20 protein-coding genes and 1 pseudogene are annotated in these 24,833 nt (G+C 66.8%); 13 read left to right on the forward strand and 8 right to left on the reverse strand.

The window, feature by feature from the left end; genetic code table 11:
• Window positions 1-13: 13 nt before the first annotated feature.
• The 7 genes from FQV39_RS21925 to FQV39_RS21955 all read left to right on the forward strand — a co-directional run bounded on the left by FQV39_RS21925 (window position 14) and on the right by FQV39_RS21955 (window position 11,513).
• On the forward strand, window positions 14-5,446 hold the full coding sequence (locus tag FQV39_RS21925) for an ExeM/NucH family extracellular endonuclease (RefSeq protein WP_149132223.1): 5,433 nt from the start codon (window positions 14-16) through the stop codon (window positions 5,444-5,446).
• A gap of 306 nt (window positions 5,447-5,752) precedes the next feature.
• A complete protein-coding gene (locus tag FQV39_RS21930) occupies window positions 5,753-6,799 on the forward strand; it encodes a substrate-binding domain-containing protein (protein ID WP_149132224.1) in 1,047 nt (348 codons plus the stop codon).
• Window positions 6,796-7,809, forward strand: a complete 1,014-nt coding sequence (locus FQV39_RS21935; protein ID WP_149132225.1) for an extracellular solute-binding protein — start codon at window positions 6,796-6,798, stop codon at window positions 7,807-7,809. Before FQV39_RS21930 ends, FQV39_RS21935 begins: the two co-directional genes overlap by 4 nt.
• Window positions 7,810-7,993: 184 nt before the next feature.
• Complete coding sequence (locus tag FQV39_RS21940; RefSeq protein WP_149132226.1) at window positions 7,994-8,806, forward strand: ABC transporter permease subunit; 813 nt, start codon at window positions 7,994-7,996, stop codon at window positions 8,804-8,806.
• Window position 8,807: 1 nt separating this feature from the next.
• A complete protein-coding gene (locus FQV39_RS21945) occupies window positions 8,808-9,602 on the forward strand; it encodes an ABC transporter permease (RefSeq protein WP_149132227.1) in 795 nt (264 codons plus the stop codon).
• Window positions 9,599-10,672 carry an ABC transporter ATP-binding protein gene (locus FQV39_RS21950; RefSeq protein WP_149132228.1) on the forward strand — a complete coding sequence of 358 codons (1,074 nt, stop codon included), beginning with the start codon at window positions 9,599-9,601 and terminating at the stop codon, window positions 10,670-10,672. Before FQV39_RS21945 ends, FQV39_RS21950 begins: the two co-directional genes overlap by 4 nt.
• 4 nt (window positions 10,673-10,676) lie before the next feature.
• Window positions 10,677-11,513, forward strand: a complete 837-nt coding sequence (locus FQV39_RS21955; RefSeq protein WP_149132229.1) for a phosphodiesterase — start codon at window positions 10,677-10,679, stop codon at window positions 11,511-11,513.
• Between the two features lie 265 nt (window positions 11,514-11,778).
• Here the strand turns inward: FQV39_RS21955 and FQV39_RS21960 are convergent, their stop codons facing one another.
• A complete protein-coding gene (locus FQV39_RS21960) occupies window positions 11,779-12,567 on the reverse strand; it encodes a DeoR/GlpR family DNA-binding transcription regulator (protein WP_210251126.1) in 789 nt (262 codons plus the stop codon).
• Window positions 12,568-12,632: 65 nt separating this feature from the next.
• Between FQV39_RS21960 and FQV39_RS21965 the strand changes: the two genes are divergently transcribed.
• From FQV39_RS21965 to FQV39_RS21985, 5 genes are all read left to right on the forward strand, one after another.
• Window positions 12,633-13,259, forward strand: a complete 627-nt coding sequence (locus tag FQV39_RS21965) for a TIGR00725 family protein (protein ID WP_149132231.1) — start codon at window positions 12,633-12,635, stop codon at window positions 13,257-13,259.
• Between the two features lie 85 nt (window positions 13,260-13,344).
• Window positions 13,345-14,133 carry an ABC transporter permease gene (locus tag FQV39_RS21970; RefSeq protein WP_149132232.1) on the forward strand — a complete coding sequence of 263 codons (789 nt, stop codon included), beginning with the start codon at window positions 13,345-13,347 and terminating at the stop codon, window positions 14,131-14,133.
• Window positions 14,130-15,167, forward strand: coding sequence for an ABC transporter ATP-binding protein (locus FQV39_RS21975; protein ID WP_149132233.1), 1,038 nt, complete (start codon window positions 14,130-14,132; stop codon window positions 15,165-15,167). The genes FQV39_RS21970 and FQV39_RS21975 overlap by 4 nt, the downstream gene beginning before the upstream one ends.
• 27 nt (window positions 15,168-15,194) lie before the next feature.
• Window positions 15,195-16,274, forward strand: a complete 1,080-nt coding sequence (locus tag FQV39_RS21980; protein WP_149132234.1) for an extracellular solute-binding protein — start codon at window positions 15,195-15,197, stop codon at window positions 16,272-16,274.
• 67 nt (window positions 16,275-16,341) lie between these two features.
• Window positions 16,342-17,172, forward strand: a complete 831-nt coding sequence (locus tag FQV39_RS21985; RefSeq protein WP_149132235.1) for an ABC transporter permease — start codon at window positions 16,342-16,344, stop codon at window positions 17,170-17,172.
• 261 nt (window positions 17,173-17,433) lie between these two features.
• On the opposite strand, the pseudogene ctlX reads toward FQV39_RS21985, so the two are convergent.
• Window positions 17,434-18,398 (reverse strand): annotated as a pseudogene (gene ctlX / locus FQV39_RS21990) (citrulline utilization hydrolase CtlX).
• A gap of 2 nt (window positions 18,399-18,400) precedes the next feature.
• Window positions 18,401-18,562, reverse strand: coding sequence for a hypothetical protein (locus FQV39_RS33270; RefSeq protein ID WP_187640015.1), 162 nt, complete (start codon window positions 18,560-18,562; stop codon window positions 18,401-18,403).
• A 124-nt stretch (window positions 18,563-18,686) separates the two neighbouring features.
• On the opposite strand from FQV39_RS33270, the gene FQV39_RS21995 reads away from it, so the two are divergent.
• Complete coding sequence (locus FQV39_RS21995) at window positions 18,687-19,112, forward strand: Lrp/AsnC family transcriptional regulator (RefSeq protein WP_149132236.1); 426 nt, start codon at window positions 18,687-18,689, stop codon at window positions 19,110-19,112.
• A 138-nt stretch (window positions 19,113-19,250) separates the two neighbouring features.
• Here the strand turns inward: FQV39_RS21995 and FQV39_RS22000 are convergent, their stop codons facing one another.
• The 5 genes from FQV39_RS22000 to FQV39_RS22020 all read right to left on the reverse strand — a co-directional run bounded on the left by FQV39_RS22000 (window position 19,251) and on the right by FQV39_RS22020 (window position 24,819).
• On the reverse strand, window positions 19,251-20,717 hold the full coding sequence (locus tag FQV39_RS22000; RefSeq protein ID WP_149132237.1) for an NAD-dependent succinate-semialdehyde dehydrogenase: 1,467 nt from the start codon (window positions 20,715-20,717) through the stop codon (window positions 19,251-19,253).
• 73 nt (window positions 20,718-20,790) lie between these two features.
• Window positions 20,791-21,822, reverse strand: a complete 1,032-nt coding sequence (locus FQV39_RS22005; RefSeq protein WP_149132238.1) for an L-idonate 5-dehydrogenase — start codon at window positions 21,820-21,822, stop codon at window positions 20,791-20,793.
• Window positions 21,823-21,838: 16 nt separating this feature from the next.
• Window positions 21,839-23,029 carry an ABC transporter ATP-binding protein gene (locus FQV39_RS22010; RefSeq protein WP_149132239.1) on the reverse strand — a complete coding sequence of 397 codons (1,191 nt, stop codon included), beginning with the start codon at window positions 23,027-23,029 and terminating at the stop codon, window positions 21,839-21,841.
• 15 nt (window positions 23,030-23,044) lie between these two features.
• Window positions 23,045-23,872 (reverse strand): carbohydrate ABC transporter permease, encoded by an 828-nt coding sequence (locus tag FQV39_RS22015; RefSeq protein WP_149132240.1) that lies wholly within the window; start codon window positions 23,870-23,872, stop codon window positions 23,045-23,047.
• Window positions 23,872-24,819: a carbohydrate ABC transporter permease gene (locus tag FQV39_RS22020; protein WP_149132241.1), complete on the reverse strand. Its 948-nt coding sequence runs from the start codon at window positions 24,817-24,819 to the stop codon at window positions 23,872-23,874. Before FQV39_RS22020 ends, FQV39_RS22015 begins: the two co-directional genes overlap by 1 nt.
• Window positions 24,820-24,833: the final 14 nt, after the last annotated feature.

Below are 24,833 nucleotides of genomic sequence, written 5' to 3' on the forward strand. Positions count from 1 at the left end.
GGCCGACACGGTCGTGAACCTTGCTGCCTCCGGCGCGACCGGCGACATCGGCACGGTTCCCGCTGCGGTCCCTGTCCTCGCCGGCCAGACCACCGCAAGCTTCAGCGTGGCGACGATCGACGACGCCGTTGCGGAGCCCGATGAGAGCTTCTCGATCACCGCGACCCTGGGTGCCTCCTCCCAATCGGCGAGCGCGACCATCGTCAACAATGACGGCACCCCGATCACCCTGATCAGCGCCGTGCAGGGCGCCGGCCTCGCCAGCACGATGGTCGGCAAGACCGTCACGGTCGAGGCCATCGTCGTCGGCGACTTCCAGAACGGCGACGCCGATGGCGCACGCAACCTCGGCGGCTTCTGGCTGCAGGAGGAGGCGAGCGACTCCGACGGCAACGCCCTGACCTCCGAAGGCATCTTCGTGTCCTATGCCAGCCTGGGCGTCGACGTGAAGGTCGGCGACAAGGTCAGCGTCACCGGCGTAATCGCCGAGAATTTCGGCAATACCGAGCTCAACGCCTCCTCTGTCACAATCGTCCAGGCCGGCGCCATCGCCGACGTGAACAGCATGGCGGCCGAGATCGACCTGCCGAGCGTCGGTGTGCAGAGGGCCTCGAACGGCACCTATGTCGCCGATCTCGAAGCTTATGAGGGCATGCTCGTCCGCTTCTCCGAGACGCTCACCATCACCGAGCAGTACAATCTCGACCAGTTCGGCGAGATCCGGCTGACTCAGGGCGGGCGCCCGAACTCCTACACCGTCGGCCATGAGGCCAGCGTCTCCGGCTACGACGCGCATCTGCGCGACATCGCCTCGCGCTCGGTCACCTTCGATGACGGCCGCAGCATCCCCAACCCGAACCTCGACAACACCGTCGTCGACGGCGACTACAACGCCACCACCGCGCCGCGTATGGGCGACACGATCACCGGCCTCACTGGCGTGCTCGACTACGACTTCAACCAGTTCCGCGTCCATGCGATCGAGAACGGGCCGGGCATCAACGATGTCGTCTCGGCCAATCCGCGTCCGGAGAGCTTCCCGGATGTCGGCGGCACGCTGAAGATCGCGAGCTTCAACGTGCTCAACTACTTCACCACCCTCGACAATGGTCAGCTCACGGCGAACGGCTTCGAGCCGCGTGGCGCCGAGACGCAAGGAGAGTTCGACCGGCAGACCGCCAAGCTGGTCAATACCATCCTCAAGCTCGATGCCGATGTGCTCGGGCTGATGGAGCTCGAGAACAACTTCATCGAGGGCTCGAGCGGCAACGCGATCGACTATCTGGTCGATCAGCTCAACAGCGTCTCCGGTTCGTATAAGTTCGACTGGGTTCGCCCGGGCCAGGACTTCGTCGGCGGCGACGCGATCGCGGTCGGCTTCATCTACGACGTCACTTCGGTACGCGTCTCCTTCGATACGGAAATCGCGATCCTCGACGACAGCGATGTCTCGTCCGAGCTTCTGGGCCAGAGCACGCTCGGCCACATCTTCAACGGGGCGAACACCAGCCGCGCAGCGGTTGCGGTGACCTTCGAGGAGCTCGCCACCGGCGGCGAGTTCACTGCTGTGGTCAACCACTTCAAGTCGAAGGGCGGCTCCGGCACCGGTGAGGACGCCGACATCAAGGACGGCAATGGCGGCTGGAACAACCAGCGCGAGCTTGCCGCCAAGGCGCTGGTCGACTGGCTCGGCACCGATCCGACCGGATCGCATGATCAGGATGTGCTCATCCTCGGCGACCTCAACGCCTATGCGAAGGAGGACCCGATCGATGTGCTGGTCAATGCCGGCTACACCGACCAGGGCGCCGGCAATTATGGCTACGTCTTCGACGGCCAGAAGGGCTCTCTCGACCACGTCCTGACCAATGGCAGCCTCTCGGCTCAGGTCACCGGGGTCGCCGACTGGCACATCAACGCCGATGAGGCGGACGCCGTCGACTACCAGCTCAATTTCAACGCCGACCTCACCACCAACGAGCGCGATCCCGCGATCTTCAATCCCGCGGTGATCGCCCGCGTCTCCGATCACGATCCGATCATCGTCGGGCTCGATCTGACGGAGGAACCCGTGTCTACGCCTGCCTTCACGCTTCAACTCCTGCATTTCTCCGATGGCGAAGCCGGCCTGCTCGCCGGCCAGACCGCCAAGAACCTCGCCGCCCTCGTCGATGCCTTCGATGACGATTTCGCCAACACGCTGATCCTCTCCGGCGGCGACAACTTCCTGCCGGGTCCGTTCATCGCCGCCGGGACCGACCCGTCCGCGCGCGCTGCGATCAATGCCGCGACCGGCTCGACCATCGCCGTGGGCACCAATCAGCCGATCGCCGCCGCCGATATCGCCATCTTGAACGCGATCGGCATCGACGCCTCCACCATCGGCAACCATGATTTCGATCTCGGCTCCAGGGTGCTGCGGGATGCGATCGCGCCCGGCTCCGTCGCCGGATGGAACGGCGCCAACTTCGCTTATCTCTCGTCCAATCTCGACTTCTCGGCCGATACCGACCTCAACCCGCGCTACGCGAACACGGTCGGCAATGGCGCGACGCCGACTGTCGATATCGACACGCTGAACGGCCGCATCGCGCCGGCCGCTGTCGTCACCAAGGGCGGCGAGAAGATCGGCCTGATCGGCGCCACCACCCAGATCCTCGAGCGCATCTCCTCGCCGACCGGCACCGAGGTGAAGGGCTTTCTCGGCGACGGCGCCGAGGTCGACGACATGGACCTGCTGGCGAGCCAGTTGCAGCCGATCATCGATGAGATGATCGCGGAGGGCATCAACAAGATCATCGTTCAGTCGCATCTGCAGCAGATCCAGAACGAGCAGCTGCTCGCCACCAAGCTGCGCGGCGTCGACATCATCCTGGCCGGCGGCTCCAACACCCGGCTGGGCGACGCCGACGACGTGGCCGAGAACTTTCCGGGCCATAGCGCCGAATTCGACGGGCAGTATCCGATCGTCACCGCTGGCGCCGACGGCAAGCCGACCCTGATCGTCAACACGGACGGCGAATACACCTATCTCGGCCGGCTCGTGGTCGATTTCGATGCAGAGGGCAACGTCATCGTTGACAATCTCGCGGGTGACACCGCGATCAACGGCGCCTATGCGGCGACCGATAAGAACGTCGCGGAAGCCTGGGGCACGACCGTCGACAACCTCGAGAACACGGCCTTCGCCGAAGGCAGCAAGGGCGACAAGGTCCGCGACGTGACCGATGCGGTCCAGTCGGTGATCACCGTCAAGGACGGCACGGTCTATGGTTACACCGAGGTCTATCTCGAAGGTGAGCGGGCCCTCATCCGCAACCAGGAGACCAATCTCGGCAGCCTCTCGGCGGATGCGAACGCCGACGCCCTGCGCGATGCGCTCGGGACCGATGCCCCGGCCTTCGTCGTCTCACTGAAGAACGGCGGCGGCGTGCGCTCGCAGATCGGCACGGTCTCCGATCCGGACCCGGTCACCGGCCAGGTCGACAAGCTGCCGCCGCCCGCCAATGCGGCGACCGGCAAGGCCGAGGGCGGTGTCTCGCAGCTCGACATCGAGAACTCGCTGCGCTTCAACAACAAGCTGATGGCCTTCGACACCACCGCTCAGGGCCTCAAGGCCATCCTCGAGCACGGCGTCGCAGTGCTCGGCAACCAGGGCCGCTTTCCGCAGATCGGCGGCATCGCCTTCTCCTACGATCCGGACCTGCCGGCCGGCAGCCGCGTCTCCGACATCGCGCTGGTCGCCGAGGACGGCACCAGGATCGCGCTCTATGACAACGGCGTGCTGCAGGCGGGCGTTCCGGCCAAGATCACCGTGATCACGCTGAGCTTCCTCGCCAATGGCGGTGACAGCTACCCGATGAAGGTCAATGGCGAGAACTTCCGTTATCTGCTGGCGGATGGCGGCCTCTCCGGCCCTGTCGATGAATCGCTCGACTTCACGGCGGCGGCGGTGGTCGCGGCCAACACGCCGACAGGCTCGACGCTGCTCGGCGAGCAGCAGGCCTTCGCCGAATACATGCAGGAGTTCCACGGCACCAAGCAGACGGCCTACGACGTCGCGGACACGCCGATGGAGCTCGACCAGCGCATCCAGAACCTGAATGTCCGCCAGGACACGGTGCTGGACGATGCCGTGGAGTTGCCGGTCGGTACGGATGGCGACGATGTGCTGGTCGGCATGTCGTGGAGCGAGACGATCCTCGCGGGTCTTGGCGACGACGAGGTGTCCGGCCGCGGCGGCAATGACGTAATCGATGGCGGCGAAGGCGACGATACGCTGTCCGGTGATGAGGGCGACGACATCTTCAAGGGTGGCGCCGGCGACGACGCGCTCTTCGGCGGTGTCGGCAACGATGTCCTGAGCGGCGGCGCGGGCGATGACCTGCTCGATGGCGGCGCCGGCATCGACACGGCCGACTACTCCGACGATACCGTCGGCGTGACGGTCGATCTCGCGGCCGGTACGGCCTCGGGCGACAAGGCGGGCGAGGACGAGCTCGTCTCGATCGAGACCGTCATCGGTGGTTCCGGCAACGACACCCTGATCGGCGACGGCGCTGACAACCGCCTCGTCGGCGGCCTCGGCGACGACGTGCTGAAGGGCGGCGCCGGCAACGACCTGCTCGATGGTGGCGCAGGCGATGACGTGATCGAGGGCGGCGCGGGCGACGACATCATCCTCGCCGGCCTCGGCGACGACGTCATCGACGGCGGCGCGGGCTTCGATACGCTCGACCTCTCGGCGGCGACGGGCCCGGTTACCGTCAATTTCGCGGCGGGCAAGGTCTCCGGCGCGGGCATCGGCTCCGACAGCTTCAGCAATATCGAGAAGCTGCTCTTCGGCGCGGGCAACGACACCGTCATCGGCGGCAATGGCGACGATGCCTTCGACGGCGGCGCCGGCAACGACACGCTCAAGGGCGGTGCCGGCAACGACACGTTGTGGGGTGGCGCGGGCGACGACCTCCTGGATGGTGGCTCGGGTGACGATCAGGTCTTCGGCGGCGTCGGCAACGACACGATCAAGGCCGGCTCCGGCATCGACCATGTCGAGGGCGGCGAAGGCGACGACGTGATCGATGCCGGCTCGGGTGACGACACCGTCCTCGGCGGTGCCGGCAATGACGTCATCGACGGCGGCTCGGGCAATGATCGCATCGAGGGCGGCGCGGGCGACGACATCCTGACCGGCGGCTCCGGCCACGACGCCTTCGTCTTCGCCGTCGGCTTCGGCAAGGACACGATCACCGACTTCCGGACGAGCGGTTCCAGCGCCGACCTGCTGGAGTTCTCGATCGGCGTCTTCGCCGACTTCGAGACGGCCATGGACGCAGCCGAGCAGATCGGCGCCGACACGGTGATCTCGATCGACGCCGACACCACGGTGACCCTCAAGGGCGTGCAGCTGTCGAGCCTCGCTCAGGACGACTTCCGCTTCGTCTGAGCGAAGCCCCTGAACCATGGAAGAAGGGGCGCCCAGCAAGGGCGCCCCCTTTTTTGTCTACCTATGCTCGGTCGCGCTGTTACACCGCCGTGCATCAGCACGGTCGGACGCAAGCGCCAAAGGAGAAGGCACCCGTTCTGACCAGATAGCGGTTCGCTCGCTCAAGTGATCGCGCTGGCGATGACGTCTGGAGTCGTCTTCCGCTGAAAACCGCTGAAACAACGTCATCTCGTCATTAAATTCCTTCGTTACCGCAACCTCCGGGACGCGGGGCCGACGGTTGGACCGCCCGAGACGAGGACGGGAATGGAACGACCGACGGCCACGACCCGGGATGTCGCCGCGCGCGCCGGCTGCTCGACGGCGACGGTCAGCCGCGTCGTCACCGGGCACGGCCCGGTGAGTGCGGAGATGCAGAAGCGGGTGGTCGACGCCGCTCTCGATCTGGGCTTTCCGCTCCAGCAGGCGGGCAACCGGCGGCGGCCCGTTCTCGGCGTCCTGGTGCCGAGCCTCACCAATCCGGTCTTCGCGGGAGCTGTCGCCGGCATCGAGCAGCGCGCCCGCGCGAGCGAGCTATCGATCATCATCGGCCAGTCCAACTACGACACCGCGCAGGAACTCTCGGTCGCCACGGCGCTGATCGCGGAGCGCCCGGTCGGCCTCATCATGACGGTCTGCGACCCGCTGACGAGCGAGGCCTTCACCCGCGTCCAGCGGCAGGAGCTGCCGGCGGCGACGATCTACAACGAGGACGTGCCCGAGGGCTTCGGTGCCGTATCCGTCGACAATCGCGCCGCAATGCGCCGGCTGACGGAAGAGCTACTTTCCCTCGGCCATCGCTCGATCCTGTTCGTCGGGGGACGCTTTTCATCGTCCGACCGCGCGGCTCATCGCTACCGCGGCTATTGCGACGCTGTCGAGGCGGTCGGGGGACGGCCATTGCAGCCCATGCAGGTCGATTTCATCGACGCGGTGCAGGATGTCGATCTGACCGGCGCCTTCGCAGCTCATGGGCCGACGGCGGTCGTCGTCTCCAACGACATGCTCGCCGTGACGGTGATCGCGTCGCTGCGCCGCATGGGGCTGTCGGTGCCCCAGGACGTTTCGGTCACCGGCTTCGACGGCATCGACCTTGCCCGGCATGTCTTTCCGCGACTGACGACGATCACCCAGCCGTCCCGCGCGATGGGCGTGCTTGCGGCGTCGCTGGTCCTCGACGTCGCAGCCGGGCGACGGCGCCCGCAGCACATCCGGGCGGATTTCACCTTCGCCTCCGGCGAAACCATCGGACCGGCTCCGTGCCGGCCGGCCGCGGCCTCCTCCACCTTCACGACCGGGAACAGGAACCCATGAAACGCACCCTTCTTTCCGCCTGCCTCGCGGCGTTGGCCAGCACCTTCCTGCTCGCCGCCGCTCCGGCTCGGGCCGCCGACGTCGTCTGCTACAATTGCCCGCCCGAATGGGCCAATTGGGGCGAGATGCTGAAGACCATCAAGGCCGATCTCGGTGTCGAGATTCCCGGCGACAACAAGAATTCCGGACAGGCGGTCGCCCAGATCATCGCCGAAAAGGCGAGCCCCGTCGCCGACATCGCCTATCTCGGGATCAACGCCGGCATTTCCGCCGCGGACCAGAATCTGGTCGAGGCCTGGAAGCCGAGCCGCTTCGCCGAGATTCCGCAAGGGTTGAAGGATGCCGAAGGCCGCTGGTGGACCATCCATCAAGGCACGCTGGGCTTCTTCGTCAACATCGACGCGCTCAAGGGGGTCAAGGCTCCTGCCTGCTGGGCCGATCTGAAGAAGCCCGAATATAACGGCCTCGTCGGCTATCTCGATCCGACCTCGGCTGCCGTCGGCTACGTCTCGTCGGTGGCCGCCAATCTGGCGCTCGGCGGCTCCCTCGACAATTTCACGCCGGCGATCGACTACTTCAAGGCGCTCGCTGCCAACGGCGCGATCGTCACCAAGCAGACTTCCTATGCCCGTGCCGTCTCCGGCGAGATCCCGATCCTGCTCGACTACGACTTCAACGCCTATCGCGCCAAATACACCGAGCAGGGCAAGTTCGCCTTCGTCCTGCCCTGCGAGGGCACCGTCAGCTTCCCCTATGTCATGACGCTGGTGAAGGGCGCCCCGCATCAGGAGACCGCCAAGAAGGTGCTCGACTACCTGCTCTCGGACAAGGGCCAGCTCTTCTGGACCAAGGCCTATCTGCGGCCGGCCCTGCCGGTCGAGATGCCGAAGGACATCGCCGAGAAGTTCCTGCCGGCGAGCGAATACGAGCGCGCCAAGGCTGTCGACTGGGGCCGAGCCCAGGCCGCCCAGAAGGCCTATTCGCAGCGCTATCTCGCGGAAGTCCGGTAAGCCGGCGCTGATTTCGATCAGATCGAATCGCACGAGCCGTCATTGCGAGGAGCGAAGCGACGAAGCAATCCAGGGGCCGCTGCGCTCTACGCTCCCCTGGATTGCTTCGCTTCGCTCGCAATGACGGTTCAGCCGGCCCAGCGCCGACCCTTTCGTCGATATTTCGCTTTTAAAGGAGGCTGCCGTGCAAAACCGGCGCTTCGATATCCTGCTGCTCTTGCCGTTGGCGATCTTCACATCGGCCTTCCTGATCCTGCCGCTCGCCCGCCTGACTGTAGCGGCCGGCGAGGGCGAACAGGGGCTCATGGCCTTCCTCGCCATCGTCACGGAGGCCCGCTACCGGACGAGCCTGATCGCGACGCTGCTGCTTGCGATCCTGACCACGGTCGCGACACTGGCGCTGGCGACGGTCGCCGCGCAAACGCTGGCCAACCGGCGCTTTGCCGGCCGCGGACTGCTCCTGTCGCTGCTCACCTTTCCGCTCGCCTTTCCCGGCGTCGTCGTCGGCTTCATGGTGATCCTGCTCGGCGGGCGCCTCGGCCTCGTCGGCAGCGCCACCAAGGCGGTGGTGGGAACCAACCTCGTCTTCGCCTATTCGCTGGTCGGACTCTTCCTCGGATACATCTATTTCTCCATGCCCCGCGTGCTGCTGACCATCCTGGCGGCGGCAGAAAAGCTCGATCCCTCGCTGGTGGAGGCCGCGCGCTCGCTTGGCGCCGGACCGGTCGCGATCCAGCGCGATGTGGTGCTGCCCGCGCTGTTTCCGGCCATGTATACCGGCGGCGCGCTCTGCTTCGCGACCGCCATGGGCGCCTTCGGCACGGCCTTCACGCTCGCCACGAACATCGATGTCGTGCCGATGCTGATCTATACCGAGTTCACTTTGGCGACCAACGCCGCCATGGCGGCGGCGATCTCGATCGGGCTCGGCCTGATGACCTGGGCCGTGCTCGCCATCGCCCGCAACCGCGCCATGCGCGATGTCGGGGCCAACTGAGATGCGGCTACGTTGGACCTCTGCGGCCGGCATCGCGATCACGGCGCTGCTGACCCTGTTCCTGATCCTGCCGGTGCTCCTGTCGGTCTTCGCCGGCCTGAGCCGGAGCTATGCGCGCGGCCTGTCCGCCGGCCTGACCCTGGACTGGGTCATCCAGGTCTGGGGGCTCTACGCCGACACCATCGCGCGTAGCCTCGTCGTGGCGCTGGCGACGCTGGCTCTGACGCTGATCATCGGCGTGCCCGGGGCCTATGCGCTGGTGCGGCGCGGCGGCCGCCTCGCCCGCGTGGTGGAGGAGGTGGTGACGCTGCCGGTCGCGATCCCGGGACTTGCCCTCGCGCTGGCGCTGATCCTGGCCTATGGCGGCTTCGGCGCGTTTCGCCAATCGACGCTGTTCATCATCGTCGGGCATGTCCTGTTCACGCTGCCTTTCATGATGCGGGCGGTCATCGCCGTCCTCGAAACCATCGACTGGAAGGTGCTGGACGAGGGCGCCGCCAGCCTCGGCGCCCCGGCCTGGCGGCGCTTCTTCGACGTGATCCTGCCGAATGTCCGGCAAGGTGTCTTGGCCGGCGCGCTGACCGTCGTCACGCTCTCGATCGGCGAGTTCAACCTGACCTGGATGACGCATACGCCGATGACCAAGACGCTGCCGGTCGGGCTGGCCGACGCCTATGCCTCGATGCGCCTCGAGATCGCCTCGGCCTACACCCTTGTCTTTCTCGTCATGATCATTCCCCTGCTCGTCGGCCTTCAGCTCGTGGCCGGCCTTACCGAAAAGCGATCCCGGCCATGACCTCGACCAAACCCGGCGCGCCGCGCCGCGGTGCCGCCATCACGACGCGGCAGCTCAGCAAGACCTTCCATGGCGTGACGGTGCTGCAACCGACGGACCTCACGGTGCAGGCCGGAGAGATCCTGGTGCTGCTCGGGCCTTCCGGCTGCGGCAAGACCACCCTCCTGCGGCTCATCGCCGGGCTGGAGCGGCCGGATGGGCCGGACATGATCCGCTTCGACGGCGAGGATGTCTCGGGAGTGCCGATCGAGAAGCGCAATGTCGGCATGGTCTTCCAGTCCTATGCGCTGTTTCCGAACATGACGGTGGCCGAGAACGTCGCCTATGGGCTGAAGGTCCGGAAGGTGCCGCGGGCCAAGCGCGAGGCCGAGACCCGGCGGCTGCTGACGCTGGTCGGGCTCGGGGATTATGCCGAGCGCCGCATCGCCGCCATCTCCGGCGGCCAGCGCCAGCGCACGGCGCTGGCCCGCGCACTGGCCATCAAGCCGCGCGTGCTGCTCCTCGACGAGCCGCTGGCGGCGCTCGACGCGGTGTTGCGCGAACGGCTGCGCATCGAGATCGGCGCGTTGCTGCGGGAGTTCGGCATCACTGCCATCTATGTGACGCATGACCAGGCAGAAGCCATGGCGATCGGCGACCGCATCGCGGTGATGCAGCGTGGCCGGATTGCCCAGATCGACAAGCCGCAAGTCATCTATCATCGGCCGGCCGACGCCTTCGTCGCCGATTTCGTCGGCACCATGAACCGCCTGACCGGGCCGGTCCGCAACGGCGTGCTCTCCATCGCAGGCGGCCCGACGCGCGCGCAACTCCCCATCGGCGGGGTGGATCGCGAGACGACGCTCTGCTTCCGGCCGGAGGCTGCACGGCTGAGCGATGGTGCCGGCGCGATCCTGTCCCGCGTCACGGCCTCGACCTTCTTCGGCGCGACGCAGCGCCTCGTCGTCGAGGTCGCAGCCGGCCAGACGCTGCAGATCGACCTGTCGTCGAACCTGTCCTTCAACCCGGGCCAGACCGTCGCTTTCGACGTCGATCCCCGGTCCTTCATCGAATTTGCACAACAGGCCTGATTCCATGCTCATCGCCCAGATCTCGGATCTGCACGCCCGGCCCCGCGGCGTCCCCGCCTACGGCATTTCGGAAACCAATCTCTATGCCGAGCATGCGATTCAGGCGCTGCTGCGGCTCGAGCCGCGCCCCGATTGCGTGCTCGTCACCGGGGATCTAGCCGATTGCGGCCTCGACGAGGAATACGCGCTGGTCCGGGAGCTGTTCGCCCGCCTGCCCATGCCGGTCTATGCGGTGCCCGGGAACCACGACCGGCGCGAGCCTTTCCGCCTCGCTTTCCGCGACCGGGACTTCCTGTCCGAGACGGGCTTCCTCAACTTCGCCGTGACCTGTGGCTCCGTCCGCATCGTCGGCCTCGACAGCCTGGTCGTCGGCGAGAGCCATGGCGAGCTTGCGTCCGAAACCATTGCTTTCCTGGAGCAGACGCTTGCCGCCGCACCGGAAACGCCGACGCTGGTGATGCTGCACCATCCGCCCTTCGACACCGGTATCGGGCATATGGACCGGACGCGCTTGCGCACGGGCGTGACCGAGCTCGAACGCCTCGTCGCCGCCAACCCGCAGGTGAAGCGGCTGCTCTGCGGCCATGTGCATCGTTCGATCCAGACCGTCTTCGGCGGCACGTTGTGCCAGATCGCTCCCTCGGTCGGCCATCAGGTCACGCTCGACCTGCGCTCCCAGGCGCCGTCCTGCTTCATGCTGGAACCGCCTGAATTCCTGCTGCACCGTTTCACTGGGGATGGCGTGGTCACCCATACGGCGAAGATCGACCGGGCGCCGGGCCCGTTCCCCTTCGTCCTTCCGGACGACTATCCCGGCCGCAAGCCTGCCGCAGCCATGTGACACGGCCCACCGGCAAGCGTTTCTCCCCGGCTTCATATCAGCCTCAAGAGCCCGCTGCGCTTTCATGGAAGCGCGAGTCATCCCGGCCAGAGCGAAGCGGAGAGCCGGGATCCATGCCTGAACCTTTGTCGGAAGCGCCTCTGGCATGGATCCCGGGTCAAGCCCGGGATGACGGCGTGTTTCCGCCGTCGCGGTGTGCACGCAATTGCGCCCGCCGCCTTGGCGCGATACGGGGCGGCATGGACCTCGCTTGGATCAAAGCCGTTCAAGGCCCGGCGATGACGATTTCGAGCCGTGCCGCAGAAAATGCTTCGGCCAGATGGCTCGGCGGAGCCGCGTCGGTCACGAGTTTGGAGATGAGATGCGGAGCCGCGACTTGGGCTACGCCATGTCTTTCGAACTTCGAGCAGTCCCCGACGATGACGGATGTTTCGGCGCGGCGCATCGCGGCCTGCTTCACGGCGATCTTCTCGAGGTCGTAGTCCATCACGGTCCCGTCCTTTTCGAAACCCGAATAGCCGATGAAGGCGATGTCGAAACGGATGGCTGAAACCCCCGCCACCGTGGCCGCCCCGGCAAGCGAGCCGTCGGCGCCGCGCACCGCGCCGGCAAAGACATGCAGCTCGATGTCCGGCGCGCCCGCAAGGATCATCCCACTCGCCAGGCTGGACGTGAAGACGCGAGCCTTGGCGTGCTGGGTGCGCAGTTGCAGAGCGACCGCCTCCACCGTCGTGCCGACATCGAGAAAGACCGCCGCGCCCTCCGGCACGAGGGCAGCGGCCGCCCTCCCGATCCTGGCCTTGGCGTCCATCGCGCGCATGCGCTTTTCGACATAGCCGAGCCGGACCGTCGTATCGGAAGGACCGGCACCGCCATGAAAGCGCTGGAGCAGGTTCAGCCGGTCGAGCTGAATGATGTCACGCCGGATCGACTGGGTCGAAACCTCGAAATGTTGCGCAAGGGCCTCGAGCGTCGCGTAGCCCTTCTCATCGACCATCCTGACGATGTCGGCCTGCCGAGCCGTCAGTTCACCAAACGCTTCATCGTCCATCATAGAATCTCTCATATGTCATATAGTTTACAGAGACGCGACAGAAGCTGAAAGGCAGGAGGCGGAGCATGTCGAAACTCTACTGGTCGGATGAGGAGCGATGCCTGGTCAATGAAGGCCGGCGTTTCGTGCCCTCGCGCCTCGCCTGGACAACGGACGAAGGCTGCCCTCCCGCGGGCCGGGAGGTGACGCCGCTGCAGGCTCTCGCGCAGCTCGCCGAGCAGCAGTCGCTGAGGCGCGTTCCGATCGGGATCATCGGGCCGCGGGAGGCGACGCCGGCGCAATGCGAGCTCGCCGCGGATCTGGGGGGCGCGCTCGCCCGCCATGGCCTGCAGCTGCTCTGCGGCGGCAAATCCGGCGTGATGGAAGCCGCTTGCCGGGGCCATGCCTCCGAAGGCGGGTTGCCAATCGGCCTGCTGCCGGACGAGGAGTGGCAGGCGGCGAACCCCTATGTCGCCATTCCCATCGCCACCGGGATCGGCCCCGCCCGCAACGCCATCATCGCGCGTGCCTGTGTCGCGCTGGTTGCGATCGGCGGTGGTGTCGGCACTCTCTCGGAGATGGCGTTCGGGCTGCAATTCGGGCGGCTCGTCCTCGCCATGGCCGATGCGCCCCAGGTCGACGGCGTTCCCCGCCTCGCTGGCGTCGAGGCGGTGCTGGAGCGGATCGCCATGCGGCTCTTCGGTCAGTTGTAATATTTCTTCCATTTGTCATCATAATATCACGCAACCCCTTTAGCGAGCGACGGCACCTGATCTGACCGCAAGAGGGGATGCCGCCGTGCGAGCCGTCGCGATCGCCTATCTGGTCTTCCTGGCCGCGCCCGTGCTTCTGCTCGCGCTCGGCTCCTTCGGGGAGAGCTGGAGCAATACGCTCCTGCCCACCGGCTTCACGGGACGCTGGTATGCCGAGGTCGCGGGCGATCCCAGCTTCCGCCGGGCTTTCGTCACCAGCCTGCAGGTCGTCGGCGTGACCTGCGCGCTGAACGCGCTGATCGGCCTGCCCCTCGCTTATGCCATCCAGGCCGGCGCCCGCGGCGGCGTCCGGCTTGCGGCGCGCCTGGTCACGCTGATGCCCGTCGCGGTGCCGGAGCTGGTCCTCGCCTTCGGCTTCATCCTGGTGTTTTCGTCCGACGCCTTGCCCTGGCTGGGGAGCTTCTGGCTGCTCGCCGCCGGCCATCTGGTCCTCACGCTCCCCTACACTGTCACTGCGCTCGTGGCGGATATGGAGCAGCTGCGGCTGGACGAATACGAGCACGCTGCGGCGACGCTCGGCGCCTCTTTCGCCGCGCGGCTGCGAGACGTCACCTTGCCCTTGCTGCGCACCAGCCTGCTCTCTTCGACCTTGACGGTGGCTGCCCTGTCGATCGGCGAGTTCCAGCTCTCGAACCTGGTGTCCGGCTTCCTCTCGCGGACCTATCCGGTGGTGCTGCTCCAGGCCTTCTACGGCGCGACCGGGTTCGCCTGCGCGGCGACCGTCGTCCTCCTGATCCTCGCAGCACTGGCTTCGTTGACCAGCAGCCTGACGGCCCAGTTCGCGGGCTCCAGCAAAGCGGGATCCACCCCATGACGCTTAGATACGAGAATGTGAACTACACCTACCCCGGGGCCGCCACCGGCGTCTTCGACATCTCGCTCGAGATCGGCCGTGGCGAGCTGCTTGCGATCATCGGCGCCTCCGGTTCGGGCAAGTCGACCATCCTCAAGCTGCTCGCGGGGTTCGTGAAGCCGGCGAGCGGACGCATCCTGATCGACGGGCAGGATGTCGGCGCCCTGGCGCCCGAGGCGCGGCAGCTCGGCGTCGTGTTCCAGAACTACGCGCTCTTCCCGCATATGCGCCTGTGGGAGAACGTCGCCTATCCGCTGAAGGTGCGGGGCATTGCGCAGCCGGCCCGGCATGCGCGTGCCGTCGAGATGCTCGATCGGGTCGGGATGCGCCTGCGCGCCGATGATTTTCCGGCGGCGCTCTCCGGCGGCCAGCAGCAGCGCGTGGCGCTGGCGCGCGCGCTCGTCTTCGAGCCCCGTGGCCTCCTGCTCGACGAGCCGCTTTCCGCGCTCGACGCCGGGCTGAGGATGGAGATGCGCGACGAGATCCTGCGCGTGCAGCGTGCCTCCGGCATCGCGACCCTGCTCGTCACGCATGATCAGGAGGAGGCCCTGTCGATCGCGGATAAGGTCGCGGTGATGCGCGAGGGGCGCCTGATCCAGCTCGGGACCCCGCGCGAGCTCTACGAGACGCCGGTCAATGCCAATGTCGCGGCCTTCGTCGGCCAGTCCAATCTCTGGCCTGGAAAGGTCGCTGCGGACGGGATCGTCGAGACGAGCATCGGCCCGCTCGCTTGCGACACCGCCGGCCGCGCTTCAGGCGAGCCGGTGACGGTTTTCGTCCGTCCCGAGCGCGTCGAGCCCACGGAACAACCCACCCCCGCAGGTCGGCCCGGCCATTTTGCCGGGAGCGTTGCCGTCGACCGCTATCTCGGCCCGGTCCGGCGCATCGACCTCGCGGTGGAGGGCGGGCTCATCCGGATCGAAACCCATCTGCGCGAGCCGGTCTCGGCCGTGTCGATCCCGCCCGAGGCGGTGCGCCTTCTCCCTGTGACCTGACACGCTGCAACCCTGGAGAATCACCTGATGAACAAACGTCAGTTCCTGCACGCCGCCGCCGGGGCGGCGCTGATGCTCGGGCTCGGCCAGCCGGCCTTCGCCTTCGAGGGGCCGGAGCTCTATGCCGGCGAGAAGGCGCTCTATGAGGCCGCCCGCAAGGAAGGGCTCATCGTCTCCTTCGACACCGGCCCAACCTGGGCGAACTGGGCCGGCCAGTTCAAGGCCTTCCAGAAGCGCTATCCCGGCGTCGAGATGGTCTATAACGACCTCGGCTCCGCCGCGACCGTCGTCGCGCTCGACAAGGCGCGCAACCGGCCGCAGGCCGACACCGCCTATTATTTCGCCGGCTCCGCTCTCGATGCCGCCAAGGCGGGTGTGGTCGAAGGCTTCAAGCCGGGCAATTTCGAGCGCCTGCCCGAAGCGCTGCGCGAGAAGGACGGCCAGTGGTTCACCGTCCACACGCTGAGCGTCGCCTTCCTCGTGAACACGAAGCTGGTCAAGACCGTTCCGCAGAGCTGGGCGGATCTTCTCAAGCCCGAATACAAGAACGCTATCGTCTATCAGGATCCGCGCTCGACCGGCCAGGGTCAGGTCGTGACCTTCGCGGCCGCCTTCGGCAATGGCGGCAGCATGGACGACATCAAGCCGGGCATCGACTATCTAGGCAAGCTGAGCAAGGCCGGCAATGTGCTGCGCACCGTCGGCACCACGCCCTATGCCCAGTTCCTCAAGGGCGAGATCCCGATCTGGATCGGCTATGAGAATGACGGCCTGAAGGCGAAGCATCTCGACGGCATGGGCGAGGGCATCGCGGTGGTCATCCCGCAGGAGGCTTCGGCGGCCGCGCCCTATGCCATCTCGCTGGTGAAGAACGGCCCGAACCCGAACGCCGGCAAGCTCTGGCTGAATTTCGTCATGAGCGACGAAGGCCAGAAGATCTTCGCCGAGGGCTATGTCCGCCCCGCCGTGCCGGGCGTGGCGCTGCCGGCCAGCGTCGCCGACAAGATGCCGGCGGCGCCCCAGGTCCGTCCGATCGACATCGCCAAGGCGACCGTCAAGAAGCCCGAGATCGACGCTGGCTGGGCCAAGGCCGTCCTCGGCCAGTAATCGCCAGGCCGGGCCGTTCGCGCAGGCGGGCGGCCCGCTTCCCGAACCGACCCAACCGGAGACTGCCATGAGCGTGCGCGCATCCACTCCCACACTCGTCGCCTTCGCGACGCCGGGCGTTGCCGTGCTCGGGCTGTTCTTCCTGGTGCCGGTCTGCGCCGTGCTGATCGGCGCCTTCTCCGATGGCGGCAGCGCCTTCGGCCGGCTGCTCGCCGATCCCGTCTTCTGGAACGGGCTGCGCGGCACGCTGATCCTCGGCACGGCCGCGCCGCTGTTCTCCCTCGCCGTCGGGTTCTGCGTGGCGCTGACGCTCTCGCGGCTGGCACCCAGGGCCCGGGCGACGGCGCTGATCGCGATCTCGCTGCCGCTGACCTTTTCCGGCCTGATCGTCGCCTATGGTTTCATCCTGCTTCTGGGGCGATCGGGCTTCGTCACGCTGCTCCTCGCCGAGCTGGGGCTCGACCCGGCCGTCACGGGCGCCTTCATCTTCTCGCCCTTTGGGCTCGGGCTCGCCTATTCCTACTATCTCGTGCCCCGCGTGGTGCTGATCGTGCTGCCGGCGATCAGCAATTTCGACCGGGCTCAGCTCAGCGCGGCGCGCTCGCTCGGCGCGGGAGGGACGCGCGCCCTCGTCGACGTGATGCTGCCACAGATCATGCCGAGCCTCGTCGCCGCCTTCTGCCTCACCTCGGCCGTCGCCGTCGGCGCCTATGGCACTGCGCTGGCGCTGGTCGGCACGCAGGTGAACATTCTGCCGCTCGTCCTCTACAGCAAGGTCTCCGAAACCGGCACGGATCTGCCGGCCGCCTCGGCCGCCTCGCTCGTCCTGGTCGCCATCTGCGCGCTCGTCGTCTCGGTCGGGGAGGCCGTGGGACGCCGGCGGAAACGGGCGAACTGAGCCGCGGTGCCGCGCCTGCGGGTTGGGCGGCGTGGACAGTTGTCGGGATGGATCCACCGGCACCGCCGCCGTCATTCCGGGGCGGCCCCCCCGGGCCGAGCCCGGAACCCATGAACACGACGCTCCGGATAGAGCCGGGCCGGCTCGCAGCACTGCTCTTCCTGCTGAGACAGTGTTCATGGGTTCCGGGCTCAGGCCTTCGGCCTGCCCCGGAATGACGGCGGTGGAGGGCGAGGCCGGCACGGCAAGTGTCCACACCGCCTAGCCCGCCGCCGCGATGCACGGCCTCGGGGCGAGATGAATGCCCGCCAGCATGCAGCGGACGGAGCCTCCGGCGAGTTCGATCATCGGGACGTCGAGCGGCAGCAGGCGCAGATAGCTCTCGATCGCTTCGCGCTGCCCGGCTGTCAGGGAGCGCAATGCCCGCGACGACAGAGCCAGCACGCGCCCTTCCTTGCCGTCGAGTTCGATGGCGTTGCCGGCGAAGTCTGCGATCTGTTCGTGCGTGAGGTCGATCACGGTGCGGCCCGTCTGCGCGAGGCGCTGGGCGATTTCGGCGCGGCGCGGCGGCTCGCTCACCGTGGCGAGGCCGATCAGCGCGATGTCCGTGCCGATGCACATCAACACATTGGTGTGGTAGATCGGCCGCCCCTGCGCGTCGGCAGCGTCGAAGACCACCGGCTCGAAGTTGAAATGCGTGCAGAAGCGTTCGAGCGCCACCTCGTTGGTGCGGTTGGAGCGGGCGGCGTAGGCGACACGCTCGATGTGGTCGAGCACCATCGCACCTGTGCCTTCGAGGAAGACCCCGTCCGGCTCCAGCCCGGAATAATCGATCACGTCCTGGACGCGGTAGCGTTGCTTGAGCATCTCGATCACGTCGGGCCTGCGCTCCTTGCGTCGGCTCGGCGAAAACATCGGATAGAGCGCGACATGACCGCCGGCATGTGTCGAGAACCAGTTGTTCGGAAAGACCGAATCCGGCGTCTCGCGCCCGGCGTCCTCGAAGAGATGGACGGCGACACCCGCCTTCTCCAGCGCCTCGACGGCGCGGGTGACCTCGTCGCGGGCAGCGGCGGCGATCCCGGCGGCGCTGCGACTGGCGTCGAGCGCCTGGAAGGCGTTGTCGACCGCGGTCGCCCCGTTGGGGTGGAAGTGGTGCGGGCGGATCAAATCACCACGGCGCGCGGTGCCTGAACCGAGAGCTTCTTGATGGGAGATAGGGGCATGGTCAGCAGACCTCGCACAGCTGGGTTTCGGGGGAGGGCGCCTTCAGCAGCCCGAACAGGTCGCGGAGATCCGGCGGGGCCGTGAGGAGGTCGGTCTCGTTGGAGAAGCTGTCTTCCTCGGCGGAAGCGGTTACCGTGCTCCCGACACCGGCATAGCGAACCACGCGACCCTCCCGCTCAAGTCAGAGCAGAACGTTAGATCGCCTCGATTTGCATTGGAGATGGCGAAGGATTTTGCTTTCTTCGCCCAGATTGAGCATATTGAATAGATAATCTGAGCATTTTGCCATGCATCTCTTCGACGATCTCGATCACAGGCTGATCGCCGTGCTCCGCGAGGACGGGCGGGCTCCGGTCTCCAAGCTCGCAACGATCCTGGGCGTGTCGCGCGCGACCGTTCAGACACGGCTCGATCGGCTGCTGGAGACCGGCGCCGTCCTCGGCTTCACGATCCGCGCCCGTCAGGGCTATGACGACCGGGCCATTCGCGCGATCATGATGATCGAGGTTGCCGGCCGGTCGACAACCGCCGTGATCAGGCAGCTGCGCGGCTTGCCCGAATTATTCGCCCTGCACACGACCAATGGCGCCTGGGATCTCATCGCCGAGCTCAGGGCGGAGAGCCTTAGCGATTTCGACCGCGTGCTGCGTGAGGTCCGCAACATCGACGGCATTCTCAACAGCGAGACGAGCTTGCTGTTGAGTTCGGTGTAGCCGCGGCGTTCGAGGACGCCCTCGTTCGCCTGATCCTTGGCTTTCTCAGCGGTCCGGATATTCCGGGATTGAGAACCTCGCCGATAGAGCCATGACCGTCGCGCTTCTGCACCGAGGCGAGCGCCGGGCGGTGCCGAACTACGCCGGGGCTGCGGCGCCGATCCCGCCGATGCAGGTATATTTGACGTCGAGGTAGTCCTGCAGGCCGTATTTGGAGCCCTCGGAGCCGAGCCCGGATTCCTTGAGGCCGCCGAAGGGAGCGACCTCGGTGGTGACCAGCCCCTCGTTGACGCCAACGATGCCGTATTGCAGTGCCTCCGAAACCCGGAAGGTGCGGCCGAGATCGCGCGTGTAGAAATAGCAGGCGAGGCCGTATTCGGTGTCGTTGGCCAGCCGGATCGCTTCTTCCTCCGTCTCGAAGCGGAAGACCGGCGCGACCGGCCCGAAGATCTCCTCGCGCGCGAACTGCATGGTGCTGGTCGCGCCCGCGATCACGGTTGGCTCGTAGAAGCTGAGGCCCAGCTCCGAGCGCTTGCCGCCGGTCGCGACGACGCCGCCCTTGGCCCTGGCGTCCGCCACCATCTCCTCGACCTTGGCGAGCGCCTTGTCGTCGATCAGCGGGCCCTGCGTCACGCCGGTCTCAAGCCCCGAGCCGACCTTGAGCTTCCTCACCGCCGCGGTCAGCTTCTCGACGAAGGCGTCGTAGATCCCGGCCTGCGCATAGAAGCGGTTGGTGCAGACGCAGGTCTGGCCGGAATTGCGGAACTTGGCGGCGGTCGCGCCTTCGACCGCGCGGTCGAGATCGGCATCGTCGAAGACGATGAAGGGCGCGTTGCCGCCGAGCTCCATCGAGACCTTCTTGACCGTATCGGCCGCCTGCTTCAGCAGCACCTTGCCGACCGGCGTCGAGCCGGTGAAGGTGATCTTGCGCACCAGCGGATTGCCGGTCAGCTCGCCGCCGACCGTCCGGGCATCGCCGGTCACCACATTGACGACACCGGCGGGAATGCCGGCTTTCTCGGCCAGCACGCCCCAGGCCAGGGCCGAATAGGGCGTCTGCGAGGCCGGCTTGGCGACGACGGTGCAACCCGCGGCCAGCGCCGGGCCGATCTTCCGCGCCAGCATCGAGGAGGGGAAATTCCAGGGCGTGATCGCGCCGACCACGCCGATCGGCTGCTTGGTCACGATGATGCGCCGGTCGGCCCAGGGCGAGGGAATGACGTCGCCATAGACGCGCCGCGCCTCCTCGGCGAACCACAGCACATAGGCCGCGCTCATGCCGACCTCGCCCCTGGCCTCGGCCAGCGGCTTGCCCTGCTCGCGCGTCAGAAGCTCGGCGAGCGCGTCCTGGTTGGCGAGGATCTCGTCGGCGAGCCGGCGCAGCAGCGTTGCGCGCTCCTGCGCGGTCTTGGCGGCCCAGGCTGGGAAGGCGGCGTGCGCGGCCTCGATCGCGGCGCGCGTCTCTTCCGTGCCGGCCGAGGGCACCGTCCCGATCGACTTGCCCGTGGCCGGATCGGTCACGGCGATCGCCCCGCTGGAAGCTCGGTCCAGCCAGCGCCCGCCGACGAAGATCGCATCCCGCTTGAAGTCGCTCCACTGAGACATGAGTCAGCCTTTCAGAATACGGGCAGGCGCGTCTTTGCGGCCCCGCCAGCGTGCAGTTTCTCGTATAGCGCGCTCAGAAGGCGAGCTGAACCTTCATCGATCGGCTGCGGTCGGCGGCGAGTTCGAAGGCCTCCACGGCCTTCTCGAAGGGAAGCGTCGCGCTCACCAGCGGCTTGAGATCGACCTGGCCGCGATTCATCAGCTCCACGGCGAGCTGGAACTCGGTATCGAAGCGGAACGTGCCGTAGAGCTTGAGCTCCTTGGTCACGATCACGCTCATCGGCAGTGTCATCGACGAACCGATGCCGACCTGTACGACCTTCCCGCCCGGACGCACGGCATCGAGGCCGCCTGCGAGAGCCCGTTCGTTGCCGGATGCCTCGAACAGAACGTCGAAGCTGCCCTTGTCGCTGCAATCGGGCGCGAGACCTTCCGGATTCGCCGCAATATCGATGGCTGTGTCCGCGCCGAGTTTCATGGCTGTTGCGAGCGGTCCGGCAGCCACATCCGTCACCACGATCTCCTTGGCGCCACCGAGGCGCGCGACGACGACGCAGAGGGCGCCGATCGGCCCGCAACCGGTCACGAGCACGCGCTTGCCCAGAAGCGGGCCGGCCTGTCGTGCCGCATGCAGGCAGACGGCAAGCGGCTCGGTCATGGCGGCTTCGGCGAGGCTGACATTATCGCCGACCGGAACGGCTTGCTCTGCCCTGATCGTCAGGCTCTGGCGGAAACCGCCCTGCGCATGGGGAAAGCGCATCGCCGAGCCGATGAACTGCATGTTCAAGCATTGGTGCCGCAGGCCTTCCCGGCAGTAGCGGCATGTGCCGCAGGGCTGGCTCGGATTCACGGCGACGCGCGTGCCGATGGCGAGATGGGATACGCCGGCGCCGATCTCCTCAATCGTTCCGGAGATCTCATGGCCGAGCGCCATCGGTTCGCGGATGCGGACCGTGCCGAAGCCGCCATGGTGGTAGTAGTGCAAGTCGGAACCGCAAATGCCGCCAGCGCCGATGCGAATGCGGACTTCGCCGTGCCCCGGCGGGATTGTCGCGATGTCCTCGATGCGCAGATCATGCGGCGCGTGCAGGATGACGCCCTTCATAGCGTTCTCCCTCCCGTCAGGCCGCGAGCGCCAGATCGGCGGCGAGCCTTTCGCCGCTGCTGCGCGAGAACAGTACCGCCTCCGACAGGTCGAGCCCGACGGTCACCGCGGTTCCCGGTTCGAGATCGCTGTAGCCCTGCGTCGTGACCATGATCTCGCCGGGCACCGCGCCTTCCTCCTCATGCGCGGTGCCGGCATGCGACAGCTTGACGGCGATGACGGATTCGGCGCCGACATGCTCGACCAGGCTGACAGTTCCGGCGAGGCCACCGGTGCCACTCGCCGGCAAGGCCAGGGTCAGCGCATTCGGACGGATGCCAAGGAGGACGCCGTCGCGTCCCGCATGATGGCCTGCCCCCGCCAGTGCGTGCGGGAGCGGCAGCTTCGCCTCGCCGATGCGGATGGCTCCGTTGTCGATCTGGCCTTCGATCAGATTCATCGGCGGGGTGCCGATGAAGCGGGCGACATAGGTGTTGGCCGGCGAGGTGTAGATCTCGCGCGGCGTGCCGAATTGCTGGATGACGCCGTCGCGCATCAGGGCGATGCGCGTGCCCATCGTCATCGCCTCGACCTGGTCGTGCGTGACGTAGACGAAGGTCCCGCCGACGCGCTGATGCAGGCGCGTGATCTCGGCGCGCATCGCGGTGCGTAGCTTGGCGTCGAGATTGGACAAGGGCTCGTCCATCAGGAAGACCTCGGGCTTGCGGACCATGGCGCGCCCGAGCGCGACGCGCTGCCGCTGGCCGCCCGAGAGCGTGCGCGGATGGCGGTCGAGCATCTCGGTCAGCGAGAGCACCTTGGCCGTCTTCTCGACGAGGTCGTTGACCTCCGGCGAGCGCTCGATCCGGCGCTTGGCGAGCCCGCCGATGATCGGCAGATGGAACCACCATTTGAACTGCCGCATGATCAGCGGGAAGGCGATGTTCCGCCTCACCGTCATATGCGGATAGAGCGCATAGGACTGGAAGACGAAGGCCATGTCGCGGGCGCTCGGCGGCAATTGGTCGACGCGGCGATCGGCGAGATGGATCTCGCCGCTGGTCACGCTTTCGAGCCCGGCGAGCATCCGGAGCAGGGTCGACTTTCCGCAGCCGGAGGGGCCGAGCAGGACGAGGAATTCCCCGTCCTCGACCGCGAAGTCGATATCGGCGATCGCGACCTTGCTGCCGAAATGCTTGGCGACGTGGTTGAGGGTGATGGAGGCCATGTCGGTCCCGCTTTCTCAGCCCTTGACGCTGCCGGCGGTCATGCCGGCCACGACATAGCGCTGGACCATGAGGTAGAAGAGCACGGCCGGGAGCGTGTAGATCACGCCGATGGCCATGACGGTGTGGATCGGTGTCGAGAGCTCGCCGATGAAGCTGGCGAGGCCGACCGAGGCGGTGCGCAGTTCCTGGCTCGAGACGAGGGTGCGCGCGAAGACGTATTCGTTCCAGCCGTGGAAGAAGGCGATGACGGAGGCCGCTGCGAGGGTCGGGGCGACGACCGGCACGACGATCGACAAGACGATGTCGAGCCGCGAGCAGCCGTCGACGCGAGCGGCTTCCTCCACCTCCAGTGGCACGCCGTCGATCGCCCCCTTCAGGATCCAGGTGATGACCGGGACGGTGAAGGCGGTGTTGGCGAGGATGAGCCCGCCGAGGCTGTCGAGCAGCGAGAGATTGGCGAAGATCGCATAGAGCGGTACGACCAGCATCGCTTCGGGCAGCATCTGCGTGGCGAAGAGCAGGAAGCCGACCCCGCCCTTGCCGCGGAAGCGGAAGCGCGAGAGCGCATAGGCCGGCAGGATGGCGAGCAGGATCGAGAGAACCATCGTGCCAACCGCGACGATGGCGCTGTTCGTCAGCCAGGTGAGGACGCCGGTGTTGCGGAAGGTGTCGGCGTAGTTGAACGCCTGGCTCGGATCGGGGAGCATCTGCGGCGTATCGGCGAAGAGGTTCGCTGAGGAGGTCAGCGAGGTCACGATCATCCAGTAGATCGGAAAGACCGAAGCGCCGAGGAGCCCGAGGATCAGGACGATCCGCACGGCATGGGAGGTCGAGCGGTTCATCAGCGGCGGCCCTCGGCTTTTTCGGCGCGCTGCGTCGCCCAGAAGTAGACGAGCGTGACGACGAGGGCGATCGAGAGACCGACCATGCCGATTGCCGCGGCCTCGCCGAGCTCGCGAGAGACGAAGGCGCGGGTATAGAGCTCGATGACCAGTGTCTTGGTCGCGCCGATCGGTCCGCCCTGCGTCATCACCCAGATCAGATCGAAGCGGCGCAGCGACCAGATCGTGATGAAGAGGCAGAGCAGCGTCACCGTCGGTCGGATCGTCGGCCAGACCGCGACCTTGAAGATGTTGATCCGGTCGGCGCCGTCGATCTGGGCGGCCTCGCGCACCTCTTCCGAGACGCCCTGCAGTGCGGCGAGCAGCACGACCGAGGAGAAGGGGAAGATCTGCCAGATCGTCGTGAACAGGATGGCCGGCAGGGCGAGCCTCGGATTGTCGAGCCAGCTTTCGTAGCCGATCTCGAGATCCATGAGCTTCAGCGGATAGTTGAAGATGCCGTACTGGGCGTTCAGCATCCAGGCGAAGATGGTCGCCACCGCGATCGGGGGCGCCGCCCAGGGTATCGTCACCAGCGCGCGCGCCAACCCACGTCCGCGAAACGGCCTGTCGAGCAGCAAAGCCGCACCGAGGCCGAGCGAGATCGCCATGACCACGCAGACGAGCGTGTAGATGCCCGTCACGGCGATTACATGCCAGAAATCGGGGCGGGCGATCAGCTCCTCATAGTTGCGCATCCCGATGAAGGTCGATTGCTGCGGGGTGAGCAGCGAGGTCTGCGTGAAGCTGAGCATCAGCTCGCGCAGCAGGGGATATCCCTGCAGCGCCAGCAGGAAGAGAACGACCGGCGCGACGAACCAGTAGGGGGTCCAGGGGCTGCCGTCGAGACGCGCAGCCCTTTCGGGCCGCGCGGCAAGCTTGGGGGAAAGCGACGCCTGGGGCCGCATGATCGCGTCCGCCA

It is taken from the genome of Bosea sp. F3-2 (assembly GCF_008253865.1).
In the GTDB taxonomy this organism is placed as follows: Bacteria; Pseudomonadota; Alphaproteobacteria; order Rhizobiales; family Beijerinckiaceae; genus Allobosea.

What these genes read in the sequence shown, in the direction of transcription:
- FQV39_RS21930 (WP_149132224.1), top strand. Translation starts at nt 5,753, where the DNA reads ATGGAACGACCGACGGCCACGACCCGGGATGTCGCCGCGCGCGCCGGC.
- FQV39_RS21935 (WP_149132225.1), top strand. Translation starts at nt 6,796, where the DNA reads ATGAAACGCACCCTTCTTTCCGCCTGCCTCGCGGCGTTGGCCAGCACC.
- FQV39_RS21945 (WP_149132227.1), top strand. Translation starts at nt 8,808, where the DNA reads ATGCGGCTACGTTGGACCTCTGCGGCCGGCATCGCGATCACGGCGCTG.
- FQV39_RS21950 (WP_149132228.1), top strand. Translation starts at nt 9,599, where the DNA reads ATGACCTCGACCAAACCCGGCGCGCCGCGCCGCGGTGCCGCCATCACG.
- FQV39_RS21955 (WP_149132229.1), top strand. Translation starts at nt 10,677, where the DNA reads ATGCTCATCGCCCAGATCTCGGATCTGCACGCCCGGCCCCGCGGCGTC.
- FQV39_RS21960 (WP_210251126.1), bottom strand. Translation starts at nt 12,567, where the DNA reads ATGATGGACGATGAAGCGTTTGGTGAACTGACGGCTCGGCAGGCCGAC.
- FQV39_RS21965 (WP_149132231.1), top strand. Translation starts at nt 12,633, where the DNA reads ATGTCGAAACTCTACTGGTCGGATGAGGAGCGATGCCTGGTCAATGAA.
- FQV39_RS21975 (WP_149132233.1), top strand. Translation starts at nt 14,130, where the DNA reads ATGACGCTTAGATACGAGAATGTGAACTACACCTACCCCGGGGCCGCC.
- FQV39_RS21980 (WP_149132234.1), top strand. Translation starts at nt 15,195, where the DNA reads ATGAACAAACGTCAGTTCCTGCACGCCGCCGCCGGGGCGGCGCTGATG.
- FQV39_RS21985 (WP_149132235.1), top strand. Translation starts at nt 16,342, where the DNA reads ATGAGCGTGCGCGCATCCACTCCCACACTCGTCGCCTTCGCGACGCCG.
- FQV39_RS21995 (WP_149132236.1), top strand. Translation starts at nt 18,687, where the DNA reads ATGCATCTCTTCGACGATCTCGATCACAGGCTGATCGCCGTGCTCCGC.
- FQV39_RS22000 (WP_149132237.1), bottom strand. Translation starts at nt 20,717, where the DNA reads ATGTCTCAGTGGAGCGACTTCAAGCGGGATGCGATCTTCGTCGGCGGG.
- FQV39_RS22005 (WP_149132238.1), bottom strand. Translation starts at nt 21,822, where the DNA reads ATGAAGGGCGTCATCCTGCACGCGCCGCATGATCTGCGCATCGAGGAC.
- FQV39_RS22010 (WP_149132239.1), bottom strand. Translation starts at nt 23,029, where the DNA reads ATGGCCTCCATCACCCTCAACCACGTCGCCAAGCATTTCGGCAGCAAG.
- FQV39_RS22015 (WP_149132240.1), bottom strand. Translation starts at nt 23,872, where the DNA reads ATGAACCGCTCGACCTCCCATGCCGTGCGGATCGTCCTGATCCTCGGG.
- FQV39_RS22020 (WP_149132241.1), bottom strand. Translation starts at nt 24,819, where the DNA reads ATGCGGCCCCAGGCGTCGCTTTCCCCCAAGCTTGCCGCGCGGCCCGAA.